Here is a 22,959-nt window from a genome sequence, read left to right on the forward strand (position 1 = left end):
CGGATGGCTCCCAAGATCGCGACCAACCAGACCGTCGACCGCGTCGGCCTGCTGGACTTCCTCCGCGACCGCCACCGCGCCGTGCTCATCACCCGGCGCTCCGACGGCGGTCCCCAGGCCTCGCCGGTCACCGCGGGTGTCGACCAGGAGGGCCGGATCGTGGTGTCCACCTACCCGGAGCGGGCCAAGGCGCGCAACGCACGCCGCGCGCCGGAGGTCAGCGTGCTGTTCCTCTCCGAGGACTTCGACGGGCCCTGGGTCCAGGTGGACGGCACCGCCGAGGTGGTGGACCTGCCAGACTCGGTCGAACCGCTCGTCGACTACTACCGCGCCATCGCCGGCGAACACCCCGACTGGGACGAGTACCGGGAGGCGATGCGCCGACAGGGCAAGTCGTTGGTCAGGATCACCCCGACCCGCTGGGGACCGGTCGCCACCGGTGGCTTCCCCGCCCGGCTGGCCGACTGACCGAGGTCGACCACGCCGGGGCGTGGACGTCGGGGCCCGGACGCGGTGGCCGGACCCCGACGGTCACGGGGGTCAGGGGTTGGACAGCGTCTGCTCCGCCTCGCGGAAGAAGCGCTCCACGCCCTCCTCGATGGAGATCCTTCCGTGGCTGATCTCCTCATCGATCCGCGACATCAGCCGTTCGACGCCCGCGCCACCCGGCGGGGGCGCGATTCCCGGCTCACCGAGCATGTCCTCCACGCTGGCCTCGTACTCGTCGATCACCACGTCGACGCCCTCCAGCTCGGCCTGCTCCCGCTGGGTGTTGGTCGCCGGCAGACCCCGGTTGGCGCCGAAGATCGAGCCGACCTCCGGGTCGTTGATCATGAAGTCGATGAACTCGGCCGCCACCTCGGGGTGCTCCGACCGGGCCGAGACGCTCATCAGCATCGACGGCTTGAAGTACAGCCCGAGCTCGTCGGTGTCCGAGGGGTAGGGCGCCAACGAGAGCTCACTGCCGTAGGTGTTCTGGGCGCTCGCCATGAAGTTGTCCCAGCCGAACTCGGCGATGACCTGGCCCTTGCCCAGCGCGGTCGCGGTGTCGCCCTTCACGAGGACTTCCGGCGGGATCGTCGTCCCGTCCTCCCGCATGCGCTCGCTGATCTCCCAGAACTCGGTGAGGTCGGCCTCGTCGAAGCCCAGCTCGCCCTCGTCGGTGAAGATCGTCTTGCCCTCCTGGCGCAGCAGCACGTCGAGCATGTGCAGGTGCTCACCCAGCGCGCCCGTGGCCCACTGCCGCTCGGGCAGGTGATCCCGGACGACCGCGATCGCCTCGTGGAACTCCTCCCAGGTCCAGCCCGCCTCGGGCAGCTGGGCCCCGGACTCCTCCCACACCGCCGCGTCGTACTGGAAGGCCATCATGTTCCGGCCCACCGGCACCGCGAAGTACTCGTCGCCGATCATGCCGGCCTCGTCGAGGCCGGGCAGCAGGTCGTCGACGTTGAGCTCCTCGCCGATGTGCGGGGTCAGGTCCAGCAACTGGCCCCGCTCGCTGTACTCCCGCAGGTAGGTGTAGTCCATCTGGATGATGTCGGGAGCGTTGCCGCCCGCGGCCTCGGTGGCGAGCTTCTGCCAGTACCCGCCGAACTCGGAGTACGTCGTGGTGATCTTCACGCCGGGGTTGCGCTCCTCGAACAGCGCCACCGCCTCGTCGGTCCGTTCGCCGCGATCCGGGTTGCCCCAGAACGTGTAGCGCAGCTCGATGGTCCCGTCACCGCTGTCCGCTCCGCACCCAGCCACTAATGCTGTCACCGCGAACGCGGCCGACGTGGCCGCCACCCTGGTCCGCCAGGACCGCCTGGTTCTCAACGACACTGTTGTCTTCCTCTCCCGGATTGCCCCCCGCCCTGGAGGCGGGGTCAGCACGTTCCGACGGGCGCGGGGCGCGACGTCGGAACGGCAGTCTGCGGCGGAACGCGGTGAAGGGTCACCTCGCTCCGGCGATGTGCTGGTGGGCGTGGGCCCCACCCCGCCCGGAGGCGCCGGCGAGCCGGTGGCGGTGGGGCGGGTCGCCCGGTGTCCCGCCCCCGTCACCCGCTGGCCGGGATCGCTGGCGGTGGTACGACCACGACGGCGGTCCGGCCCATACCGGCACCCGGAGGTCAGCGGTGGGCGTGCCTGGCGTCGCGTGGCGAGGCCGAGAGGATGCCCGCATCGGCGTCTCCTTCGACGTTGCGGTGCCGCGACACGTGGCGCGGCGGCCTGGACCTGACCCGCCCCGCGACTCCACTCGCGGTCGCGCTCACCGGTGGGGGCCGGACAGGCCCCGGGGGCGGTGGGTGGCGTCACCGTAGGCCGGGAACCGGACATTCTCAAAGTCGCTGGCCAATATCGGCCTGCCAGCCGCCCTCGGGGGCCGTCACCGGCCGCGACACGGTGATGACGCAGGTCAGCGGGCTGTCACCTCGGGTGAGGCCGGGACCACGCAACGATCACGGAATCGGATGAAACGGACGTGCGGCCGGGGTCCCGTCCCCTCGGCCCCGCCGGGCCGGGCGCGCACCGGGACGGCTGGGCCGGCGGGACGTCGGCCGCCGAACCCGGGAGGGATCCCGCGCCCGTGGCCCCTGGCTCGTCCGGTGGTGGCGCACGCCGGGTCGAGGGGAGCGACGTGCTCGCGGGCTGACGGCCCGGGAGGTCGCGGCCGGGGTGTCGCGGGCGCTGCCTGAGGCGGGGCGTGGTCGCTCGCGCGGGACATCGCGTTCCCGTGTTCGAGGCCCCGTCGTCGCCCGGCGGGGGAGCCCCGATGGCACTCCGCCCCGCCACCCGGTGGGCGGCGGGGCGGGCGGACCGGCATGTCCGGTCAGGCCGAGACGGCCCAGAACACCGCGTTGCCCACCTGGGCGTGGAGCCCCTTGGGATGCGCCCGGAACAGCGGCTCCGTGCCGAAGAGCACGGTCCGCGCGCCGCGCTCAGCGACACCGCTCACCACGGAGGCGGCGCCGGCGGCCGCTCCCGGGCCCCGATCCCCCGCGCTCCAGTGGCCGGCGACGAGGGGGCCGTCCTCCTCGTAGCGCTGTTCGACCCGCACCTCCGGGCCCAGCTCCGTGAACCACAACGGCGAGTACACGAAGGAGTGGTCGGGGGCGTGGGTCCCGACGGGACCCGAACCGCCGGAGACGGCGACGACGCCGTTGGCGTTCGACGGCCCGGCGACGGCGGAGACCGTGAGCAGGTCCGCCTCGGCGTTGAACGTCGCACCGGTGCCGCCCCGGGTCACGACGCCGCCGACCTCGAGGAAGTCGTCCAGCGCCGAGCGCGCCGCCACGGACAGGGCGGAGTAGCGCAGTCCGGAGGAGACGTAGAGGACATCGACGTCCGACCAGTCGAACCCGTCGTCGAGCACGGCCGTCGACACGGACCGGACCTCGAAGCCCAGGTCCCGCAGCACCAACGACTCGTCGGCGGACGCCGCCGCCGCGACCACCGGCCGGTGCAGGGGGACGCCCCGCTCCCCGTGCGCCGAAGCGGTGAAACGGACCCCGTACCGGTCGGCCACGGTCCGCGCCTCCGACCTGGCCGACGCGGGCAGCACCACGGAACCGTCGTCCAGCCGGTGGACCGCCTGACCGCCGGCCAGCAGGGCGTTCACCGCCCGCACGTCCCCGCCGTCCACCACGTCGAGGGCCAGGTCGGATCCTGGCGGGGCGTCCACCGCACCCGTCGGCCCAGCGGCCGCCACCGGGCTGGTCGCCACGGCGGGTGCCTCGTCGGGCACCACGTCCACGGACGCGCCCCACAGCAGGCCGTGGCTCCACCCCGAGATGTCGTACATCGTGGGAACGTCGGTCGAGATGTCCCGCCCCGCCTCCAACATCACGTTCGCCAGTCCCCGTTTCGGCTGGTGCATGTCCACCAGGTACGAACCGGCGGGGTAGGACGCACCGCCGAGCCGGAAACCGGCCTCCGCGCGTTCCACCCGCACGTCGTGGGCCACCAGGTGGTCCACCAGGCGGGCCGCGGCGGCCTCGGAGCGCTGTCCCGGGCCGGCGGGGATCACGTAGGCGCGGGGGAAGGTGGTGTGGTAGCGGTCCTCGTCACCGAACCCCGGGACGTAGTCGTCCTCCACGTCCCGCTGAGCCTCACCGGCCCAGCCCCGCCGGAACAGTTCGATCTGGTCGGCCACCAGCGACTCGCGGTGCTCCACCACGTAGTCGAGCGCGGCGTCGATCGTGGCCTCGGCGACGTCGGTGTTGATCCCGGCCCGGCGCCGCAGTTCCTCCACCGGCAGCGTGTCGTACTGGGTGCGGTTGACGCGCATCGGCACCTCGACGGTGTGACCGACCGCTCCGTGGTAGATCGCGTACATCGGCGTGAAGATCGGTGGCCAGGCGTCCCACGCCCCCGGCTGGTAGTCGCGGAAGGGGATGTCCACCTGGCGGGTCTCCGGGTGCCCCAGGTCCTGGACCGCCCGCTCCATGCCGAGCGCGTTGGCGTAGGCGTGCCTGATGTACAGGTCGAACTCGTAGTTCTGCCCGTGCGGTGGCGTCCCGGGTTCGATCAGGGTGTCGCCGGTGTACCCGTGCTGGTCGAGCATCAGCACCGGTTGGGTCGCGATGAGCACGTCGCGGGCCGCTCGGGACTCCGGCTGCGACGAGGTGATGTGGTCCCGGTTGACGTCGAAGCCGGCCGCGTTGGACCGGGTGCCGGCCACCCGGCCGTCGGGGTTGTTGCTGATCGTGACGTGGACCCGCGTCTCCTCGAGCAGGGTGCGGACGTCCTCGTCGTTCGAGGTCGCGAGCCGCTCGATGACCCGCATGGCCCCGTCGGTGCCCTCCCACTCGTCACCGTGGATGTTGGCGTTGATCCACACCGGCGCCTTGTACTGGGCCCGCAGCGCGCCGCGCCGGGCGGCCAGGTCCGGGTTGTCCTGGATGAGGTCCCGCCAGGCGTCCTGCCGGCGGGTCTCGGCCGGGCGTTCGGGGGCGGTCACCGTGACGAGGTAGAGGTCGCGGCCCTGGGTGGACTCGCCGACGACCTCGACCGAGACCCGGTCGCTCTCCCGCTGGAGGTCGTTCAGGCGCGGGGCGATCTCGTGGTAGGGCAGCAGGCCCAGTTTGACGGCGCGGTCCCCGGGGGCCTCGGGGTACTCGCGAAGTCGTGTCTGGCGCGGGTACCCCTGCTGGACACCGGGGTCGCCCAGGGTGGGGGCGGGTCCCGACAACGATCGGCCGCCCGGTGTCCCGGGCTGGTTCTCCCCGGCGACCGGGACCGTGCGGCTGGTGGGCCCGGGCGCGGCGACCTCGTGCCGGTCGGGGCCGTTCCCGGGGTCGCGGTGGGTGGCGGGCGCGGCCTGCGCCGTGCCGGGCCCGAGCGCGGCGCCGACGGCGAGGGCCGCGCTGAGCAGGACAGAGGTGAGACGACGCGGCAACGACAAGCGACCTCCTCGGACGTGGTTCTCGTGATCCTTAGCCACGCTCACTACCGCGTCAAGTCGCGGTGAAGCGTGGTCATGCCACGGGGGTTGGTGTCGCGCCGGGGAGCGTCAGTCCAGTGTGGACCCCCGGTGCGTCGAGCGGACGAGGGGGCGGCGCGGTCCGCTCGTCCCCCGTCCGGTCGTGGGGTGCCCCGCCCGGGTGGCTCCCCGCTGGTCCGATCGGCGGGGGCGTGGGTGGGGCGCTCGGGCGCCGTCGGAGGTCCGGGCGGCGAACACCTGATCCCACCGGCCCGCACTGGTGATGTGGATCACTACCGATTCGTGGGGCGTGAGCTCGTGACCATCCGACCCGACGGCTTTGGTTCGATATTTCGTACATTTCCTGGTCGTTGTGTGGGCACGGAATTGAGGGAACGTCCCGAGTCGGCCCCAGATTCACCAGCGGTTCTCGTCCGAAAGCGGTCACGTCTCGCTCTTGTTCCGTTGACTCCGCTGTAATCCGCGTCATAGCTTGCGTTCGAGGAACCGGATCAATGTCGATATACGGGACAGGGTGCTGCCGTGACACCACGCGATCGCTCCCGTCGCCTCAGCCGCCGCGCGGTGCTGGGGGGCGCACTCGGACTGGGTTCGCTCGGCGCGCTCGGAGCTCTGGGCGCCTGCGCGCCGCCGCGCTTCTCCGACGGGACACCACTCCGCTTCTGGCACCTCTTCGCCGGCGGCGACGGCATCAACATGAACCAGATGCTGGACGCCTACCGCGCCGCCCACCCCGAGGTGGACCTGGAGGCGGTGACGCTGGCCTGGGGCGAGCGGTACTACACCAAGCTCTCGATGTCCGGGGCCGGCGGGCGGGCCCCCGACGTCAGCGCGCTCCACCTGGCGCGGCTGCCCGGCTACGCGCCGAGCGGGCTCATCGACCCGTTGCGGCCGGACCTGCTCGCCGAGGCGGGGATCCGGGAGGAGGACTTCCCCCCGGAACTGTGGCGGCGCTCGCACCACGACGGACGGCTCTTCGCCGTGCCGTTGGACGTGCACCCCTACGTCCTGTACTACAACGTGGACGTCTGCGAGCGGGCCGGCCTCCTCGCTCCGGACGGCTCACTGGCCCCGATCACCGGGCAGGACGAGCTCCGGGCCGCCTTCGCCGCGGCCAAGGAGGTCACCGGGCACCACGGACTGGTCACCGAGACGGTCGGCAGCGACACCGTCGGTCCCTGGCGGGTCTTCTGGACCCTCTACCGCCAGCTGGACGGGCACCTCCTCACCCCGGAGGGCACCGGCCTCGCCGTCGACGACGACAAGGTGCTGCGGGTCCTCGAGTACATGCGAGGGCTGACCGACGACGGCCTCGCCCCGAGGGAGGTCGACGTCAACGGTGCGGTGTCGCTGTTCGCCAGCGGGCACGCCGGCTTCTTCATCTTCGGCGACTGGGAGGTCAGCACCTTCCTCGAGACCGGGACGCCGTTCTCCATGACCCGCATACCCCAGGTCTTCGACAACGCCAACGCCCAGGCCGACGCGCACGTCTTCGTGCTGCCCCACCGGTCCGACCGCACTGACGAGGACCACCGCCGGATCTACGAGTTCGTGGCCTTCCTCCTGCGCCAGAGCATCACCTGGGCGCGGGGCGGACACGTCCCCGTGTACCGACCGGTCCAGGAGGACCCGGAGTACCTCGACCTCCGGCCGCAGTCCAACTACCGGTCCGTCGCCGACGACGCCCAGCTGGACCCGGAGGTGTGGTTCGCGGGGTCCGCGTCGGTGATGTGGCTCGAACTGGGCGCGGTGATCTCGGCGGTCTTCTCCGGCCGCACCAGTCCGGAGCAGGGCGTCCTCGGCATCCGCCGGGTGATGGAGGACCTGCTCGACCGTCCGAATCCGATCGACTGAGGGGAGGGGCCGCCATGACCGTCGACACGGGACCCACCGGCACGACCCGGCGCGCGCCCGCCACCGCGAGTCCACCCCGACGACGGCGCCGCAACCTGACCGGGCTGCTGTTCGTGCTCCCCTTCCTGCTGGCCTACGCGCTGTTCCTCGGCTGGCCCCTGGTGGGCGGTCTGATCAGCAGTCTCACCGATGCCAGCCTCGCCAGCGACGAGGCCCGGTTCGTCGGCCTCGACAACTACGCGGAGGCGGTAGGCGACCCCGCCGTCTGGCAGGCACTGTGGGTCACCGTCAAGTTCACCCTGCTCAGCACCCCGCTGCTGGTGGCCGTCGGACTGGTGATGGCCCTGCTCACCAACCACCTCAGCCCCGGGCGCTGGCTGTGGCGCCTCGCCTTCTTCGCCCCGTACGTCCTGCCGTCCACCGTCGTCACGATGATTTTCGTCTGGATCTTCCAGCCGGACTTCGGACTGGCAGACGGCCTGCTGGCGAGCCTGGGGATCGACGCCGACATCGGGTGGCTGACCGAGCCGAACACCGCGATGATGTCGGTGGTCCTGACCACCGTGTGGTGGACGGTCGGGTTCAACTTCCTGTTGTACCTGGCCGGGCTCCAGGCGATCCCCCACCACCTGTACGAGGCGGCCGAGCTGGACGGGGCCACCTGGTGGGACAAGCTCTGGCGGATCACGCTGCCGATGCTGCGTCGCACGACCGGACTGGTCGTGGTGCTCCAGCTGCTGGCCTCGCTGAAGATCTTCGACCAGTTCTACCTGATGACTGGTGGCGGACCGGAGCACACCACCCGACCGGTGATCCAGTACATGTACCAGACCGGGTTCACCAACTTCCGCATCGGCTACGCCTCCGCCATCTCCTACATCCTGTTCGCCCTGATCCTGGTCGTCGCCGTCGCCCAGATCCGGCTCTTCCGACCGCGCGAGGAGGCATCGTGACCGTGCCCGAGACGGACCGGAGGGCCGACTCCCACTCCTCCGTCGGCCGGAGCGACGACGTCCCGCCCCCGGCGCCGCCCCGCCGCCGCCGACGGTTCCGCCCCGGCGCGCTGCTGCTGCTGGTGATCACCGCGTTGCTGGCGGCGCTCTGGCTGCTGCCGCTCGCCTGGGCGGTCCTGACCTCGGTGAAACCGGAGGCGGAGACGACCGGCATCCCGTTGCGCTGGTTCCCGACCGAGTTCACCCTGGACGCCTACCGCGCCGTCCTCGACGGCGGGCACTTCTGGCTGTGGCTGTTCAACAGCCTGTTCACCGCCACCGTCGTGACGGTCCTCGTGGTGATCCTCTGCACGATGGCCGCCTACGGGTTCTCCAGGACCGACTTCCCCGGGAAACGGGCGTTGTTCGCGATCACCCTGGTCGGCATCATGGTGCCCCCGCAGGTGCTGATCGTCCCGCTGTTCGACCAGATGGTGCTGCTCAACATGGTCGACACCTACTGGGGCATCATCCTCCCGCAGATCGTCACACCCGCGATGGTCTTCATCCTCAAGAAGTTCTTCGACGCCATCCCCCGGGAACTGGAGGAGGCCGCGTTGATGGACGGAGCCCGCCGCTGGCGGATCTACTGGCAGATCATCCTGCCCCTCTCCCGCCCGGTGATCGCGGCGGTCGCGATCTTCACGTTCATCACCACCTGGAACAACTTCCTCTGGCCCTTCATCGTCAGCACCGACCCCCACTTCATGACCCTGCCCGTGGGACTCGCGGCCATCGAGAACGGCTACGGCCTGCGGTTCGCCAGGGTCATGGCCTCCGCCGTCCTCGCCGGACTGCCACTGCTGGTCCTCTTCGTCCTCTTCCAGCGCCAGGTGGTCCGGGGCGTCGCCCACACCGGGCTCTCCGGTCAGTGACCGAGCACCACCCGTGTCCCGACCCCCTCCAGTGACAAGGAGCACGAAGATGGTTGTCAGAGCCGCCGGCCGCCTCCGATCCACCGTCGCTCTCCTCGCGGTGACCGCGCTCGTCACGACGGGAGCGCCCGCCGCCGCGCACGCCGCCGAGGCTGGCGCCCCCGCGTCGTCCTCGGAGCAGGGCTACCCGCTGCCCGGCCTGGTGCGGGGCGACGTCCTGGTCCACGACCCGTCGATGGTCCGCACCCCCGAGGGATACCTGCTCTACTCCACCCACAACGGCATCGAGGTCCGGAGCTCGTCGAACCGGATCGATTTCGACCGGGTCGGCCCCGCCTTGGCCGAGGTGCCGGCCTGGGTGGACGACTACAACGACGTCCGAGGTGTCTGGGCGCCGGACGTCTCCCACCACCGGGGGACCTACTGGATGTACTACACGGCCTCCAGCTTCGGTTCCAACCACTCCGCGATCGGTCTCGCCACCAGCCCCACCGGGCGGCCCGGCACGTTCACCGACCAGGGCATCGTCATCTCCAGCACCGACGGGGACGACTTCAACGCCATCGACCCCTCGTTGTTGGTGACCTCCGACGGGTCGTGGTGGCTCTCCCTCGGCTCCTTCTGGACCGGCATCCGGATGATCCGCCTCGACCCCGAGACCGGGCATCGGCACCCCACCGACCGCACCCTGCACCACCTGGCCACCCGCCCCGACGCGCCCCACGCGGTCGAGGCGCCCCACATCCTGGAGCGGAACGGCTACTACTACCTGTTCGTCTCCCACGACCACTGCTGCAGCGGGGTCGACAGCACCTACCGCGTCATGGTCGGCCGGTCCACCAGCCCCACCGGCCCCTACGTCGACCGCGACGGCGTTCGGATGCTCGACGGCGGCGGCACCGAGGTGCTCTCCACCCACGGCACCATCATCGGGCCGGGCGGGCAGAGCGTGCTCTCCGACGTCGACGGTGACCTGCTCGTGTACCACTACTACGACGGCGCCGACCACGGTCGGCACAAGCTCGGGGTCAACCTGCTCGACTGGAGCGGCGGGTGGCCCAGTGTCCACTGAGTCCATCCCGTTCCCGGGGCGCGGCCGGACGCGGAGCCCGGCCGCCGCCCCCTGCCCTCGGGGCAGGCCGGCGGCACGTCCCGTCACTCGGGCAGGACCGGCCGGCTCGCGCCGTGCCCGCGTACTCCGCCGATCGAGCGACACCGCCACCCTGCCGGCTGACCGCGCCCTGCCTCTGCGGCAGGGCCCCCCGACGCTGGGGGGACGAGCCGCCGATCCCGGCGGCGGGCAGGGTGGAGGAACGAGTATGCGGTGGACGAAGGGACGCGGGCCCCTGCGGGCGGCGGTCGCGGCGGGCACGGTGCTGGTGTGGATGGCGGCGGCGCCCCCCGCGTTCGCCGCCTACCCCGGCCCCGACCCGGTCAGCGGGGACACCCGCATCCACGACCCCTCGATGGTCCGCACCGGTGACGGCTACCTCCTGCTGGAGAGCCACGGCAACCTGGGCGCGCGCACCTCCCCGGACCGGTCACGGTTCACCCGCACGGACCCGGTGTTCCCGACCGTGCCCGCCTGGGTCCACGAGTACAGCGACGGTGACGTGTGGGCGCCCGACATCTCCTACCAGCGCGGCAGGTACTGGTTGTACTACGCCGCCTCGACCTCCGGCTCCCGGAACTCGGCGATCGGACTGGCGACCAGCCCCACCGGGCGACCCGGCACGTTCAGAGACCACGGCATCGTCGTGTCCACCGACCTCGACGACGACCACAACGCCATCGACCCGGCGCTGCTGGTGGACCGGCAGGGCCGGTGGTGGCTCGTGTTCGGCTCCTTCTGGAGCGGTATCAGGATGATCCGCCTCGACCCCTTCACCGGGATGCCGCACCCCACCGACCGCACCCTCCACCACCTGGCCCGCCGACCCGTGGAACAGGCCGTCGAGGCGCCCTACGTCATCGAACGCGGCGGCCACTACTACCTGTTCGTCTCCTTCGACCACTGCTGCCGGGGAGTGGACAGCGACTACCGGATCATGGTGGGTCGCTCGACCAGCCCGACCGGACCGTACCTCGACCGCGACGGCGTGCCGATGCTCGACGGCGGCGGGACCCAGCTGCTCGCCAGCCACGGCGACGTGCGCGGACCCGGCGGGCAGAGCGTCCTGCGGGACGGCGATGTCGACCTGCTCGTCTACCACTACTACGACCGGGCCGACGGCGGCCTGTCCAAGGTCGGCCTGAACCGGCTCTCCTGGGATGACGAGGGCTGGCCCCTCGTGACCTGACCGAGGACGGCCGACCGGCCGTGACGTGTGGCGGCCCGGGCCGCCAGGGGGTGGCCGCCGCCCGGCGACCACCCCCGCAGTGAACCGATGGAAGGAAGCAATGCAGGACTCCGCCACCCCAGAACAGCCCACCGCCTCCCTCACCCTGGACCCGGCGTTCAGCGTCGGTGAGGTGAACCCCCGACTGTTCGGCTCCTTCGTCGAACACATGGGCCGGTGCGTCTACACCGGCATCTACGAGCCGGACCACCCCACCGCCGACGCGGACGGCCTGCGCACCGACGTGCTGGCCCTCATCCGGGAGCTGGGCGTGACGATGGTCCGGTACCCCGGCGGGAACTTCGTCTCCGGGTACAACTGGGAGGACGGGGTCGGGCCGGTCGAGGAACGCCCCCGCCGCCTGGAGCCGGCCTGGAAGTCGACCGAGACCAACCAGTTCGGCCTCAGCGAGTTCATGAACTTCACCCGCAAGACGGGCATCGAGCCGATGATGGCCCTCAACCTGGGGACGAGGGGCGTCGACGACGCCCGTCGACTGCTGGAGTACACCAACCACCCCGGTGGCACGGAACTGTCCGACCTGCGGCGGCGGCACGGCGACGAGGAACCCTTCGACATCCGGCTGTGGTGCCTGGGCAACGAGCTCGACGGCCCGTGGCAGATGGGCCACAAGTCGGCCGAGGAGTACGGCCGGCTGGCGAACGAGACCGCCAACGTCATGCGCCTGATCGACCCGGACCTGCGCCTGGTCGCCTGCGGCAGCTCCTCGTCGGCGATGTCGACATTCGCCTCCTGGGAGGCGACGATGCTCGAACACTGCTACGACCGCGTCGACTACGTCTCCTGCCACGCCTACTACCACGAGCGTGACGGCGACGTCGGCAGCTTCCTGGCCTCCGCCGTCGACATGGAGCACTTCATCGAGAGCGTGGTGGCGACGGCCGACCACGTGCGGGCCAGGGTCCGCAGCTCCAAGCGGTTGGAGATCTCCTTCGACGAGTGGAACGTCTGGTACCAGTCCCGCGAGGGCGAGGACCCCGGCTGGCGGGTCGCGCCCCGGGTCATCGAGGACGTCTACTCGGTCACCGACGCCGTGGTGGTCGGCAGCCTCCTGATCACCCTGCTGAGGCACTGCGACCGGGTCACCGCCGCCTGCCTGGCCCAGCTCGTCAACGTCATCGCGCCGATCATGACCGAGCCGGGTGGCCCGGCGTGGCGCCAGGCGAGCTTCTTCCCCTTCGCGGACGCGGCGCGGCACGGTCGAGGTCGAGTCCTGCGACTGGCCGGCACGAGCACCACCTATGAGACGGCGAAGTTCGGCGAGGTCGACCACCTGCACGCGACCGCGGTGGAGGCGGAGGACGGCGGCCTCACCGTCTTCGCGGTGAACCGGGACACCGAGAAGCCCCTCCGGCTCACCGCGGACCTGCGCGGTCTCGGGAAGGCCAGGGTGCTGGAGCACCGGGTGCTCGCCGACGAGGACCGGCACGCCACCAACACCCTGGAGAACCAGGAGCGGGTCGCTCCTCGCCAGGTGTCCGGTACGAGCTGCCAGGACGGGACCCTCACCGCCGAGCTGCCGCCGTTGTCCTGGAACGTCATCCGCGTCGCCGCGAACTGATCCCGGTTGACATCCCTCACCGGGGACGGCTGACCCGTCCGGCCGGCCACCGCGCCGGCCGGACGAGGTCCCGGCCGGGCACCCACCCGGGTGGTGGCGCCCACAGTGAGGGCTGGTCCCGGGGAGCCCCCACCTCGGGACCACGACCAGTAGCGTGGCCCACTCACACGCGGGTCATCGGGTGGGGCCGGAGCGCCCCCGGCGTCGTCGGGTACGGCGGTCACACCCGCCAGACAGGGGAGGTCCGGGGTGGGAGCGGAGTGGACGGGGTTCCTCACCGCCGCGTTCCTGGTGTCGCTGGTACCGGGGGCGAACCAACTGCTCGGCATGCGCAACGCGATCCACCACGGCATCGCCCCCGCGGTCGTCGCCGCCACCGGACGCCTGGTCGCCTTCGTCCTCATGATCGTCGCGGTCGCGTTCGGCGCCGGCGCCCTGATCACGTCCTCCGACCTGGCCTACACCGTGCTGACCTGGTGCGGCGTGGCCTACCTCGGGTGGCTGGGGCTCTCCACGCTCTGGCGGGCCCGTCGGGAGGGGATGGGCGCGACCCCGGCCCCGGACGCCGAAGCCCGCCCGTCCCGCTGGCGCCTCGCCCGCCGCGAGTTCCTGGTGGCCGCGACCAACCCCAAGGCACTGCTGCTGTTCACGGCCTTCCTGCCCCAGTTCGTCGACCAGAGCAGCGGGTCCGCGACCGCGCGGTTGCTGGCCCTCGGGGCCGGGTACCTGGTCGTCGAGTTCGTCGTCATGCTGCTCTACGCCACCGCCGGCGCCCGCATCGGCGCCATCGCCCGACCCGGTGCCATGCGGCGGGTGGACCAGGGGACCGGGGTCGTCTTCCTCGGCCTGGCGGGTTGGTTGGCCGCGAGCTCCCGCTGAGCGGGCACCCCGGGCTACCCCGGGACGCCGCCGGCCCAGGGCCGGGCAGGCCGGGTGGCCGCGCCGCCCGCCCTCGCTCCGCCGCCCGCCCTCGCCTCGCGGACCGGGACCGGGCACGTCTCACAGCGCGTGGCCGCCCGCGACCTGCACCACCTGCCCGGTGATCCACCGCGCCTGCCGGGAGGCGAGGAAGACGACGCAGTCCGCGATGTCGCTCGGGTCCCCCACCCTGCGCAACGGGATCGACGGGGTCACCCGCTCCACCAGATCGGCGGCGATCCAACCGGTTTGGACCGGCCCCGGGGCGACGGCGTTCACCCGCACCCCCAGCGGCCCGAGATCCAGGGCGGTCGCACGGGTGAGCGCCTCCAACGCCGCCTTGGACGTGCCGTAGGCGAGCTGGCCGGGGAACGCCCGGGCGGCGTCGGTGGAGATGTTGACCACCGCCGGAAGCCACTCCTGGGCCTCGGGCCCGGTCGGACTGCCGGCACCGCCGGTCCCGTGCCGCCGCGCCAACTCCGAGATGAGCAGCGCGGGCGCGTGCACGTTCACCCGGTAGGTCCGGTCCAGCACACCATCGGTGAGCTCGGTGACGAGGTCGGGACTTTCGCAGTGCGCGGCGTTGTTGACCAGGACCTCCACCGGCCCCAGCCTGTCCGCCACGGCGTCGAGGAGCGCTCGCGGCGCTCCGGGAGCTCCGAGGTCGGCCGGGAACGTCGCCGCCGCCCCCGCGCCGGCGTGGACCAACCGGTCGACCAGCTCCTCCGCCGCGTCCGCGCCTCCCGGCGTGTGCTCGAACCGCACACCCGGCGGCGGCGCGCTCGCCGTGCCAGGGTGGTGGTGCACGGCGATCCGAGCCCCCTGCGCCGCGAAGGCGAGCGCGGTCGCCGCGCCGATCCCCCGGTCAGCTCCCGTCACCAGGACGACGGTGTCCGTCAGGCCAGTATCGATCATGGGGTCATCCTCGGGCGCCGCCTCCGTTCACACCACCGCGTTTCCCGGTCGGCCCCGCCTCCGGTCCGACGCCCCGCGAACCCGGGGGCCGGTGCCCAGGACCCGCCAGCGGTCGCACCGGACCCGTGACTGGCGGGCGGGCCGATCGGGCGGCCGACGTGCCCTCCACCGCCCCGCCGGAGGTCCGGCTTCGGGCACCATGATCGGATGTCCCATTCCCCACAGCCAGCGCACCCCGCCGACCCGGTCCGACCGGCCCCCGGCGACCAGCGCCTCACCCGGTTCCTCCCCGAGGACGAGGACCCGGCGTTACTCCCGCCCGAACTGGAACGGCTCGTCCACGGGCTCGCGGGCGCCCCGCCCGGGAGCGGAGCGGTCGGCGAGCTCCTCTCCGGGCGCGACGACACCGACAGCGCCAGCGTCCTGCGGTGGGCCACCAACCACACCCTGGCCAGTTCCACCCGGGTCCTACCGCCCGTCCTGGACGACCCCTACGACTGGGGCTGCGTCGCGGCCGCCCACGCGTTCTCCCCGGTGTACGCGACCGGCGGCCGCCCGGTGCTCGCCGTGAACCTGCTGGGCTGGCCGAGAGCCCTGCCCGCCGACCAGGCGGCGCAACTCCTCCAGGGGGGTCTGGACGTGGCACGCGACGCCGGCTGCCAGCTCGGTGGCACCCACCCCCTCGGCGACGACCGCCCCGCCTACGGCCTGTCCGTGACCGGCGCGGGGCGCCCCGACGCCGTCCTCGGCACCGACGCGGGCGTGGCAGGGATGCCGCTCACCCTGACCAAACCCCTGGGCAGCGGGGTGCTGACCCGACGGCACCGGGCGACCGGCGAGTACTTCCCGCAGGCCGTGGCGAGCATGACCGCCCTCAACCACCGGGCAGCTGAGGAAGCCCTCGCGAACGGCGCCAGGGGAGCCGTCGAGGTGGGTGACTACGGCCTGCTCGGCCATGCCTACCTGCTGGCGCGGGCGAGCGGCGTGACCGTGGTCCTCGACTCGGCTGCCCTCCCGTTCCTGGACGGCGCGCGGACCAGCCCGGCGCACGCGGACTGCCCCCGCGCGCGACGCGTCCTGGGGTGGCTGGGACAGCACCTGGTGGCCGACGGCCTGCCGGAGGAGGACGCCCTGCTCCTCGCCGACCCGCAGATCTCGGGTGGGCTGCTGGTGGCGGGGGAGGTCCCCGGCTTCCCGGTGGTGGGCGAACTCCTGCCGCGCGGGGAGGAGGCGGTGGCGATCCGCTGACGTCGACCGCCGCCACCCCGCCCACCAGGGACCGGCGAGCACCCGGGTGCGACGCCGCCCCCCACCGGGCGGGACCGGCTCCCCCGGCGCGGGGTGGCGGCACCGCCCACCGCTCCGCCGTGTGCCCACCTCCCCCGGTGGGTACACCCCGAGCACGGGGCCGCCCACCACCGGGCCAGGCCCCGCACCGGAAGGACGCGACGAGGCGGCCAGTGGAGGACGAGCATGACGATCAGCGAGCGCAGGTTCTCCCCGGAGAGCGGTCCGGGAGTGGTGACCGCCGGACCGCCGGAGTCGCCCACCGTGATGGTGCTGGACCCGGCGGGGGAGGCGGTCCACGGCGAGCTGCCCGCGACCTGGCGGTCGTTGTCCGCCCGCTACCGCGTCGAATGGGTCCGGTGGCCCGCCCTGCCGAACCCCGCGCACCTGGCCGCCAGCCTGCTCGGGGAGGCCCCCGTCGTCCTGCTGACCACGCGGGACCTGGTCGACACGGCGGAGTGGCTGGCCACCCGCCCACGGTCCGGGGTCGACGCCGTCTACCTGCTCGCCGGCCCCGCGCTGCCCGAACCCCCCGAGGTCCCCGACCACTTCGGCTCGGTGCCGGTCCGGGAACTCGACCCGGCGGGCACCCGCAACGAGCGCCGTCGGCCGCTGCCGCTCGGCCACCCGATCGTGGTGGCGGCGATGGGAGCGGTGCTGGACCACGAGTGACCCGAGGCGGGGACGCGCACCCGCGCCGGTCCGCGTCACGCGGAGCGGACCGGGGGGCGTCGAGCGGGGCGGACCAGCTCCCGGGCCAGGAGAGGACCACTCGGCACATCGTGACGAGGAGACGACCCGGCCACGCATCGGGCGGGTCCGGGCGCGTCCCGGCGTCCGGACACCCGACCCCCGGGCCGAGGTCCGGCCCAGGATCCCCACCAGTGGCCGGCCGCGGAGAACGTTCAGAGGAACAGGCCAGCGAGGTAGCCGGCGAAGAAGCCGGCCACCAGCGCGGCCAGCAGGACGATCGCCAGCACGGTCAACCGGACGCTCCACCGCGACGGGGGCTTCGGCTCCCGGTAGGCGAGCCCCTCGGTGGCGCTGCTCTCCGCCGGAGGGGTCTCGGTGGGAGGAACCCGCTCGGGATCGTGAGCAGGCGTGCCGTCCCCACCATGGCCGGATTCGAAGTGCCTCGTCATGCCCTCCGGGTACCCCGTCGTCCGGTGGCCCACTCCCGCCCGGTGCCGGCCCCGCGACGGGCTGGCGGGGTTTCGGCTGCCACCCGTCGGGTAGGAGCGGAGGAACCCCTACGGAGGGAAGCCAGACCACGACGGAGAGGTTTGTCAGATGAGCGGTCCAGATCCTGTCTCGGGCAACCCGCCGCCCACCGGTCGCGGCGCTGACGACAAGCAACGGCAACTCGACGCCGAGCGCGTCAGCGCCGACGGCGCCTACCTCACGACGCAGCAGGGCGTGCGCGTCGACCACACCGACGACTCGCTGACCGTCGGGGAACGTGGCCCCACCCTGCTGGAGGACTTCCACGCACGGGAGAAGATCACCCACTTCGACCACGAACGCATCCCCGAACGGGTGGTCCACGCGCGGGGAGCGGGGGCCTACGGGTACTTCCAGCCCTACGACGGCTCCCTCGGGGAGTACACCGCCGCCGAGTTCCTCACCGATCCCAGCCTGCGCACCCCGGTGTTCGTGCGCTTCTCCACCGTGGCCGGCTCCCGGGGCTCCGCCGACACGGTTCGCGACGTGCGGGGCTTCGCGACGAAGTTCTACACCCGGCAGGGCAACTACGACCTCGTCGGGAACAACATGCCCGTCTTCTTCATCCACGACGGCATCAAGTTCCCCGACTTCGTGCACGCGGTGAAACCGGAGCCGCACAACGAGATCCCGCAGGCCCAGTCGGCCCACGACACGTTGTGGGACTTCGTCTCGCTCCAACCCGAGACGATGCACATGATGATGTGGCTGATGTCCGACCGGGCGCTCCCTCGCAGCTACCGCATGATGCAGGGCTTCGGCGTGCACACCTTCCGCCTCGTCGACGGTGACGGCCGGGGCACCTTCGTGAAGTTCCACTGGAAGCCGGTGCTGGGCACGCACTCCCTGGTGTGGGACGAGTGCCAGAAGGTCGCGGGCAAGGACCCCGACTACAACCGCCGCGACCTCTGGGACGCAATCGAGGCCGGGCAGTTCCCCGAATGGGAGCTGGGCGTGCAGCTGGTCCCGGAGTCGGCCGAGTTCGACTTCGATTTCGACCTGCTGGACGCCACGAAGATCATCCCGGAGGAGGAGGTCCCCGTCCGCCCGGTGGGCAAACTCGTGCTCAACCAGAACCCGGACAACTTCTTCGCCGAGACCGAACAGGTCGCCTTCCACACCGCCAACGTCGTGCCCGGCATCGACTTCACCAACGATCCGCTGCTCCAGGCCCGCAACTTCTCCTACCTCGACACCCAGCTCATCCGGCTCGGCGGACCGAACTTCGCGCAGATCCCGGTCAACCGCCCGGTGGCACCCGTCACCAACGACCAGCGAGACGGCTACCACCAGTCCCGGATCCACCGGGGGCGGACCAGCTACACCAAGAACAGCCTCGGCGGTGGCTGCCCGATGACCGCGGGGGCCGACCAGGGTGCCTTCCGCCACTACCAGGAGAAGGTCGAGGGTCACAAGATCCGGGCCAGGAGCGAGAGCTTCAAGGACTACTACTCGCAGGCCACCCTGTTCTGGAACAGCATGTCGCCCTGGGAACGGCAGCACATCATCGCCGCGTTCCGCTTCGAGCTGGGCAAGGTCGAGACCGTCGAGGTCCGCGAACGTGCCGTCGCCCAGATCAACCACGTCGACCACGACCTCGCCGTGCAGGTGGCCGAGGGCATCGGAGTCCCGCCCCCGAGTTCGGAGGTCCGGCCCAACCACGGCCGCAGCTCGCCAGCGCTGAGCCAGGCCAACGCCGTCACCGGCCGCCTGGAGACCCGGCGGGTCGCGTTCCTCGTGTCCGACGGGGTCGACGAGAGCGCGGTCCGGCTGATCAGCGAGGAACTCCGTTCGCGCGGAGCCATCCCCGAGCTGCTGGCGCCCACCGACGGCTCGGTGCGCACCTCCGACGGGGGAAGCATCGCGGTCGACCGGGCGCTGTCCACGATGGCCTCCGTGCTCTACGACGCCGTCTACGTGCCCTCGGGGGAGGAGAACCTCCAGAACCTCTCCTCGGACGGTCTGGCCCTGCACTTCGTCGCCGAGTCCTTCAAACACGGCAAGCCGCTCGCGGCGACCGGGCACGGCGTCGCGCTGCTCGGCAGGGCCGGCCTGGTCAACGTGCGGTTGGCCAACGAGGGGGACGGCGCGGTGACCGACCAGGGAGTGGTGACCGACGTGGACAACCCGAGCAGTCCGGGGGTCAGCGGGCACTTCGTCCACGCACTGGGCGCGCACCGGCACTGGGAGCGGGACTCCGACCAGGTGCCCGCCTGAGGGGCGGTCCGGGACGCGGACGAGGCCGGGCCCGGGCCCGGCCTCGTCCGCTGTGATCGCTCAGCCGGCCAGCGCGTCGATCAGCGCCTGCCGCTGCCGGTCGCCGAGCCCGGCGGCGCGGCGGGACGTGTCGATGCCGGCCTGCTCCAGCACGGCCGCGGCCCGCTTGTCACCGATGCCGGGAAGTGCCTTGACCAGGGCCGTCACCTTCGTCTTGCCGACGATGGTGTCGGTCTTGGCCTTGTCGAGCACCGCGGGCAGCGTGTGCTGGCCCGACTTGAGACCCGCGAGCAGTTCGGAACGGGCCTTGCGAGCCTCGGCGGCCTTCGCCAGCGCGGCTTGCCGCTGTTCTGGCGTCAACTCGGGCAGAGCCATGTGTGGATCGTCCTTCCTGATGGTGCGTCGATGTTCCCGCTGGTCGCAGGGACGTCAGAAGGCATCCTGAAGGACGCCGCCGACAACCCGCTGCTTTGCGGCCCGGCGTGTCCCCGATCCCCGGTGACGTCGGTCGCGTGGGAGTCCGCGATGACTCCCCTCCGGCGGGCGACGAGCACTCTCCGTAGTCTCCCGTGGTGGTCCCGGTGGACGGCGGGCTGGTCGGAGCCGGGCACCGTGACGGACGGTGTGCTGTTCCGCCCGGCACGTGACCGAGCGGGCCGCACACCTCCTCCGGTGCGACCCCGCTCCCACCACCCCTCCCGGGATGCACCCCCGGCCACACCGTACGCCGGCCCCCGACCCGGCCGGCTCAGGCGGGTTGCGGCTGCTCCCGGACACCCCCCTCGCCGCCGTCCACGGCGAAGTACAGGTGATCGTCCCTGGCGTCCACGGTGACCTCGTGCCCCGGCGTCAGCTGGCCGTCGAGCAACATGGCGGACAGCTGGTTGTCGATCTCCCGCTGGATGGTGCGCCGCATCGGCCGCGCGCCGAACTCGGGCTGGTGGCCGTGCTCGGCGACCCACTGCACCGCCGCCGGCTCGAACCGGATGGAGACGTCCTGGGCCCGCAGTCGCCGGCGGGTGTCCTCCAACATCAGGTCCGTCACCTCCCGCAACTGCGCGAAGTCCAACTGTCGGAAGACGATGACCTCGTCGATGCGGTTCAGGAACTCCGGGCGGAAGGTCTCCCGCAGCCGGCTCATCAGCCGCGCCTCCACCCGTTCGCTCTCCCGGTCCGCCCCGGCTGCCGATCCTGGGTTGAAGCCCAGCCGCCCGGCGCCCCTGGTGACGAGGTCGGATCCGACGTTGCTGGTCATGATGACCACCGTGTTGCGGAAGTCCACGGTCCGACCCTGGCCGTCGGTCAGCCGCCCGTCGTCCAACACCTGGAGCAGCATGTTGAACACGTCGGAGTGCGCCTTCTCGATCTCGTCGAAGAGCAGCACGGAGTAGGGGTGCCGCCGCACGGTCTCGGTGAGCTGGCCGGCCTCCTCGTACCCCACGTAACCGGGGGGAGCCCCGGTGAGCCGGCTCACCGTGTGCCGTTCCTGGAACTCGCTCATGTCCATCCGCACCATCCGGTCCTCGTCGCCGAACAGCGCCTCCGCCAGCGCCTTCGCCAGTTCGGTCTTGCCGACCCCGGTGGGCCCCAGGAACAGGAAGCTGCCCATCGGGCGGTTCGGGTCACCCAGCCCAGCGCGGGACCGCCGGACGGCCTCGGCCACCGCCCGCACCGCCTCGTCCTGCCCGATCACCCGGTGGTGCAGGTGGTCCTCCAACCGGAGCAACCGGCTGCGCTCCTCCTCGGTGAGCTGGCTGACCGGGATGCCGGTGGAGCGGGAGACGACCTCCGCGATGTCGTTCGTCGTGACCTCCGGGGAACGCGGGGTGCCGTCCTCCCGCATCGACTCGATCCGGTCCCGCAGCTCCTCGGACCGGTCCCGCAGCCGGGAGGCGTGCTCGTACTGCTCGTCGGCCACCGCCTGCGCCTTGTCCCGCCGCACCTGTTCCAGCTGCTGCTCCAGCTCCCGCAACTGCGCGTTCGGGGTCCGCAACCGGAGCCGGACCCGGGCCCCCGCCTGGTCGACGAGGTCGATCGCCTTGTCCGGCAGGAAGCGGTCGGTGACGTAGCGGTCCGACAGCTCGGCGGCCGCCACCAGCGCCTCGTCGCGGAACCGCACCTGGTGGTGCGCCTCGTAGCGGTCCCGGAGACCACGCAGGATGGCGATGGTGTCCTCCAACGTCGGTTCGGGGACCAGGATGGGTTGGAACCGCCGTTCGAGCGCGGCGTCCTTCTCGATGTTCCGCCGGTACTCGTCGAGCGTCGTCGCGCCGACCACCCGCATCTCGCCCCTGGCCAGCGAGGGCTTGAGCATGTTGCCCGCGTCCATGGTGCCCTCGGCGCCGGCGCCAGCCCCCACGACCGTGTGCAGCTCGTCGATGAAGATGATCAGGTCGTCCCCGTGCTCCCTGATCTCGTCGATCAGCTTCTTCATCCGCTCCTCGAAGTCACCCCGGTAGCGGGTCCCCGCGACCACCCCGGTGATGTCGAGCTGGATGACCCGCTTGTCCAACAGCAGGTCGGGGACGTCGGCGTCGACGATGCGCTGCGCCAGCCCCTCGACGATCGCGGTCTTGCCCACACCGGCGTCCCCGATGAGGACCGGGTTGTTCTTGGTGCGCCGGGAGAGCACCTCGATGGTCTGCTCGATCTCCCCGTCACGTCCGATCACCGGGTCCAGCTTGGCCTCCCGCGCCGCGGCGGTCAGGTCCCGGCCGTACTGGTCGACGGTGGGCGTGCTGGTCTGCTGCGCCCGCTCCGGCGGAGCGCCGCGCCCCGAGAACGCCGACCTCAACGCGTTGGGGGTCACGTGGGCGGCGGTCAACAGCCGCCCCGCGTTCGACTCCGGGTTCGCCGCCAGCGCCAGCAACAGGTGTTCGGGGCCGATGTAGCTGGCGCCCGTCGCCCGGGACAGCTGGTGGGCGTCCAGCAGGGCGCGTTTCGCCGCCGGCGCCAGCGTCGGGGGCGCCTCCCGGGGTTCGCCGGAGGCCGGCCCGTGTTCCTCCACGGCCGAGGCCAACGCCCCCGGATCGGCCCCGCCTCCTCCAGCAGTTCCCGGGTCGGGGCCACCTGGGTGGCGGCCCAGAGGAGGTGCTCGGTGTCGACGTCCGCCCGACCCCAGTCGGCCGTCTTCCGGGCGGCCCTGGCCATCAGCTCCCGCGCCTGCTCGCTCATCAGCAAGGTGATGTCCACCCGTCGCGCGGGGTGGCGCTGCCCACCGCTGCCGAAGAACCGGGCGAGGAACTCGTCGAAGGAACCCCCGCCGAAGCCTTCCGGTCCCCCGCCGAGGCCACCCTCCGGGCCGAAGTAGCCGCTCATTGCCAACCTCCCAGTGCTG

General features: G+C 72.0%; 17 protein-coding genes and 1 pseudogene. 12 read left to right on the forward strand and 6 right to left on the reverse strand.

The window, feature by feature from the left end; translation table 11 throughout:
* Nucleotides 1-3 precede the first annotated feature (3 nt).
* Complete coding sequence (locus G443_RS24455) at nt 4-468, forward strand: PPOX class F420-dependent oxidoreductase (protein WP_026420119.1); 465 nt, start codon at nt 4-6, stop codon at nt 466-468.
* 72 nt (nt 469-540) lie between these two features.
* On the opposite strand, the gene G443_RS24460 is transcribed toward G443_RS24455, so the two are convergent.
* Together G443_RS24460 and G443_RS24465 are read right to left on the reverse strand one after the other, a co-directional pair.
* Nucleotides 541-1,821, reverse strand: coding sequence for an ABC transporter substrate-binding protein (locus tag G443_RS24460; protein ID WP_162147329.1), 1,281 nt, complete (start codon nt 1,819-1,821; stop codon nt 541-543).
* 988 nt (nt 1,822-2,809) lie between these two features.
* The gene (locus G443_RS24465; protein ID WP_026420120.1) at nt 2,810-5,383 is read right to left on the reverse strand and encodes a M14 family zinc carboxypeptidase; all 2,574 of its coding nucleotides are present in this window, start codon (nt 5,381-5,383) and stop codon (nt 2,810-2,812) included.
* A gap of 561 nt (nt 5,384-5,944) precedes the next feature.
* On the opposite strand from G443_RS24465, the gene G443_RS24470 reads away from it, so the two are divergent.
* The 7 genes from G443_RS24470 to G443_RS24500 all read left to right on the forward strand — a co-directional run bounded on the left by G443_RS24470 (nt 5,945) and on the right by G443_RS24500 (nt 13,943).
* Nucleotides 5,945-7,276, forward strand: coding sequence for an extracellular solute-binding protein (locus G443_RS24470; protein WP_030105963.1), 1,332 nt, complete (start codon nt 5,945-5,947; stop codon nt 7,274-7,276).
* 14 nt (nt 7,277-7,290) lie between these two features.
* Nucleotides 7,291-8,229 carry a carbohydrate ABC transporter permease gene (locus G443_RS24475; protein WP_026420122.1) on the forward strand — a complete coding sequence of 313 codons (939 nt, stop codon included), beginning with the start codon at nt 7,291-7,293 and terminating at the stop codon, nt 8,227-8,229.
* Nucleotides 8,226-9,143: a carbohydrate ABC transporter permease gene (locus tag G443_RS25660; RefSeq protein ID WP_026420123.1), complete on the forward strand. Its 918-nt coding sequence runs from the start codon at nt 8,226-8,228 to the stop codon at nt 9,141-9,143. The genes G443_RS24475 and G443_RS25660 overlap by 4 nt, the downstream gene beginning before the upstream one ends.
* A gap of 49 nt (nt 9,144-9,192) precedes the next feature.
* Complete coding sequence (locus tag G443_RS24485) at nt 9,193-10,215, forward strand: arabinan endo-1,5-alpha-L-arabinosidase (RefSeq protein WP_026420124.1); 1,023 nt, start codon at nt 9,193-9,195, stop codon at nt 10,213-10,215.
* A 247-nt stretch (nt 10,216-10,462) separates the two neighbouring features.
* Nucleotides 10,463-11,443, forward strand: a complete 981-nt coding sequence (locus tag G443_RS24490; RefSeq protein WP_026420125.1) for an arabinan endo-1,5-alpha-L-arabinosidase — start codon at nt 10,463-10,465, stop codon at nt 11,441-11,443.
* A 100-nt stretch (nt 11,444-11,543) separates the two neighbouring features.
* Nucleotides 11,544-13,064, forward strand: coding sequence for an arabinosylfuranosidase ArfA (gene arfA, locus G443_RS24495; RefSeq protein ID WP_026420126.1), 1,521 nt, complete (start codon nt 11,544-11,546; stop codon nt 13,062-13,064).
* 249 nt (nt 13,065-13,313) lie between these two features.
* A complete protein-coding gene (locus G443_RS24500) occupies nt 13,314-13,943 on the forward strand; it encodes a LysE family translocator (protein WP_026420127.1) in 630 nt (209 codons plus the stop codon).
* Between the two features lie 120 nt (nt 13,944-14,063).
* Here G443_RS24500 and G443_RS24505 read toward each other — a convergent pair whose 3' ends face one another.
* Complete coding sequence (locus G443_RS24505) at nt 14,064-14,897, reverse strand: SDR family NAD(P)-dependent oxidoreductase (protein ID WP_026420128.1); 834 nt, start codon at nt 14,895-14,897, stop codon at nt 14,064-14,066.
* 207 nt (nt 14,898-15,104) lie between these two features.
* Here G443_RS24505 and selD point away from each other — a divergent pair, with 207 nt between their 5' ends.
* Together selD and G443_RS24515 are read left to right on the forward strand one after the other, a co-directional pair.
* On the forward strand, nt 15,105-16,145 hold the full coding sequence (selD, locus tag G443_RS24510; RefSeq protein WP_026420129.1) for a selenide, water dikinase SelD: 1,041 nt from the start codon (nt 15,105-15,107) through the stop codon (nt 16,143-16,145).
* 225 nt (nt 16,146-16,370) lie between these two features.
* Nucleotides 16,371-16,856, forward strand: coding sequence for a hypothetical protein (locus G443_RS24515; RefSeq protein ID WP_051314241.1), 486 nt, complete (start codon nt 16,371-16,373; stop codon nt 16,854-16,856).
* Between the two features lie 233 nt (nt 16,857-17,089).
* Here the strand turns inward: G443_RS24515 and G443_RS24520 are convergent, their stop codons facing one another.
* Nucleotides 17,090-17,326, reverse strand: a complete 237-nt coding sequence (locus G443_RS24520; RefSeq protein ID WP_026420130.1) for a DUF6480 family protein — start codon at nt 17,324-17,326, stop codon at nt 17,090-17,092.
* A 148-nt stretch (nt 17,327-17,474) separates the two neighbouring features.
* Here G443_RS24520 and G443_RS24525 point away from each other — a divergent pair, with 148 nt between their 5' ends.
* Nucleotides 17,475-19,622 (forward strand): catalase, encoded by a 2,148-nt coding sequence (locus G443_RS24525; protein ID WP_051314242.1) that lies wholly within the window; start codon nt 17,475-17,477, stop codon nt 19,620-19,622.
* 60 nt (nt 19,623-19,682) lie between these two features.
* On the opposite strand, the gene mihF is transcribed toward G443_RS24525, so the two are convergent.
* Together mihF and G443_RS24535 are read right to left on the reverse strand one after the other, a co-directional pair.
* Complete coding sequence (gene mihF, locus G443_RS24530; protein WP_016698609.1) at nt 19,683-19,997, reverse strand: integration host factor, actinobacterial type; 315 nt, start codon at nt 19,995-19,997, stop codon at nt 19,683-19,685.
* Between the two features lie 373 nt (nt 19,998-20,370).
* A pseudogene (locus G443_RS24535) lies at nt 20,371-22,814 on the reverse strand (ATP-dependent Clp protease ATP-binding subunit).
* Here G443_RS24535 and G443_RS25665 point away from each other — a divergent pair.
* A complete protein-coding gene (locus tag G443_RS25665; protein ID WP_253860318.1) occupies nt 22,720-22,932 on the forward strand; it encodes a hypothetical protein in 213 nt (70 codons plus the stop codon). The pseudogene G443_RS24535 and the gene G443_RS25665 sit on opposite strands and share 95 nt — an antisense overlap.
* The last annotated feature ends 27 nt before the right edge of the window (nt 22,933-22,959 follow it).

This window comes from Actinoalloteichus caeruleus DSM 43889, from assembly GCF_000429185.2.
Lineage (GTDB): Bacteria > Actinomycetota > Actinomycetes > Mycobacteriales > Pseudonocardiaceae > Actinoalloteichus_B > Actinoalloteichus_B caeruleus.

Bases quoted from the DNA above. Each gene is read 5' to 3' on its own strand.
- G443_RS24455 (WP_026420119.1), top strand. From the start codon at position 4: ATGGCTCCCAAGATCGCGACCAACCAGACCGTCGACCGCGTCGGCCTG.
- G443_RS24475 (WP_026420122.1), top strand. From the start codon at position 7,291: ATGACCGTCGACACGGGACCCACCGGCACGACCCGGCGCGCGCCCGCC.
- G443_RS24485 (WP_026420124.1), top strand. From the start codon at position 9,193: ATGGTTGTCAGAGCCGCCGGCCGCCTCCGATCCACCGTCGCTCTCCTC.
- G443_RS24490 (WP_026420125.1), top strand. From the start codon at position 10,463: ATGCGGTGGACGAAGGGACGCGGGCCCCTGCGGGCGGCGGTCGCGGCG.
- arfA (WP_026420126.1), top strand. From the start codon at position 11,544: ATGCAGGACTCCGCCACCCCAGAACAGCCCACCGCCTCCCTCACCCTG.
- G443_RS24505 (WP_026420128.1), bottom strand. From the start codon at position 14,897: ATGATCGATACTGGCCTGACGGACACCGTCGTCCTGGTGACGGGAGCT.
- selD (WP_026420129.1), top strand. From the start codon at position 15,105: ATGTCCCATTCCCCACAGCCAGCGCACCCCGCCGACCCGGTCCGACCG.
- G443_RS24515 (WP_051314241.1), top strand. From the start codon at position 16,371: ATGACGATCAGCGAGCGCAGGTTCTCCCCGGAGAGCGGTCCGGGAGTG.
- G443_RS24520 (WP_026420130.1), bottom strand. From the start codon at position 17,326: ATGACGAGGCACTTCGAATCCGGCCATGGTGGGGACGGCACGCCTGCT.
- G443_RS24525 (WP_051314242.1), top strand. From the start codon at position 17,475: ATGAGCGGTCCAGATCCTGTCTCGGGCAACCCGCCGCCCACCGGTCGC.
- mihF (WP_016698609.1), bottom strand. From the start codon at position 19,997: ATGGCTCTGCCCGAGTTGACGCCAGAACAGCGGCAAGCCGCGCTGGCG.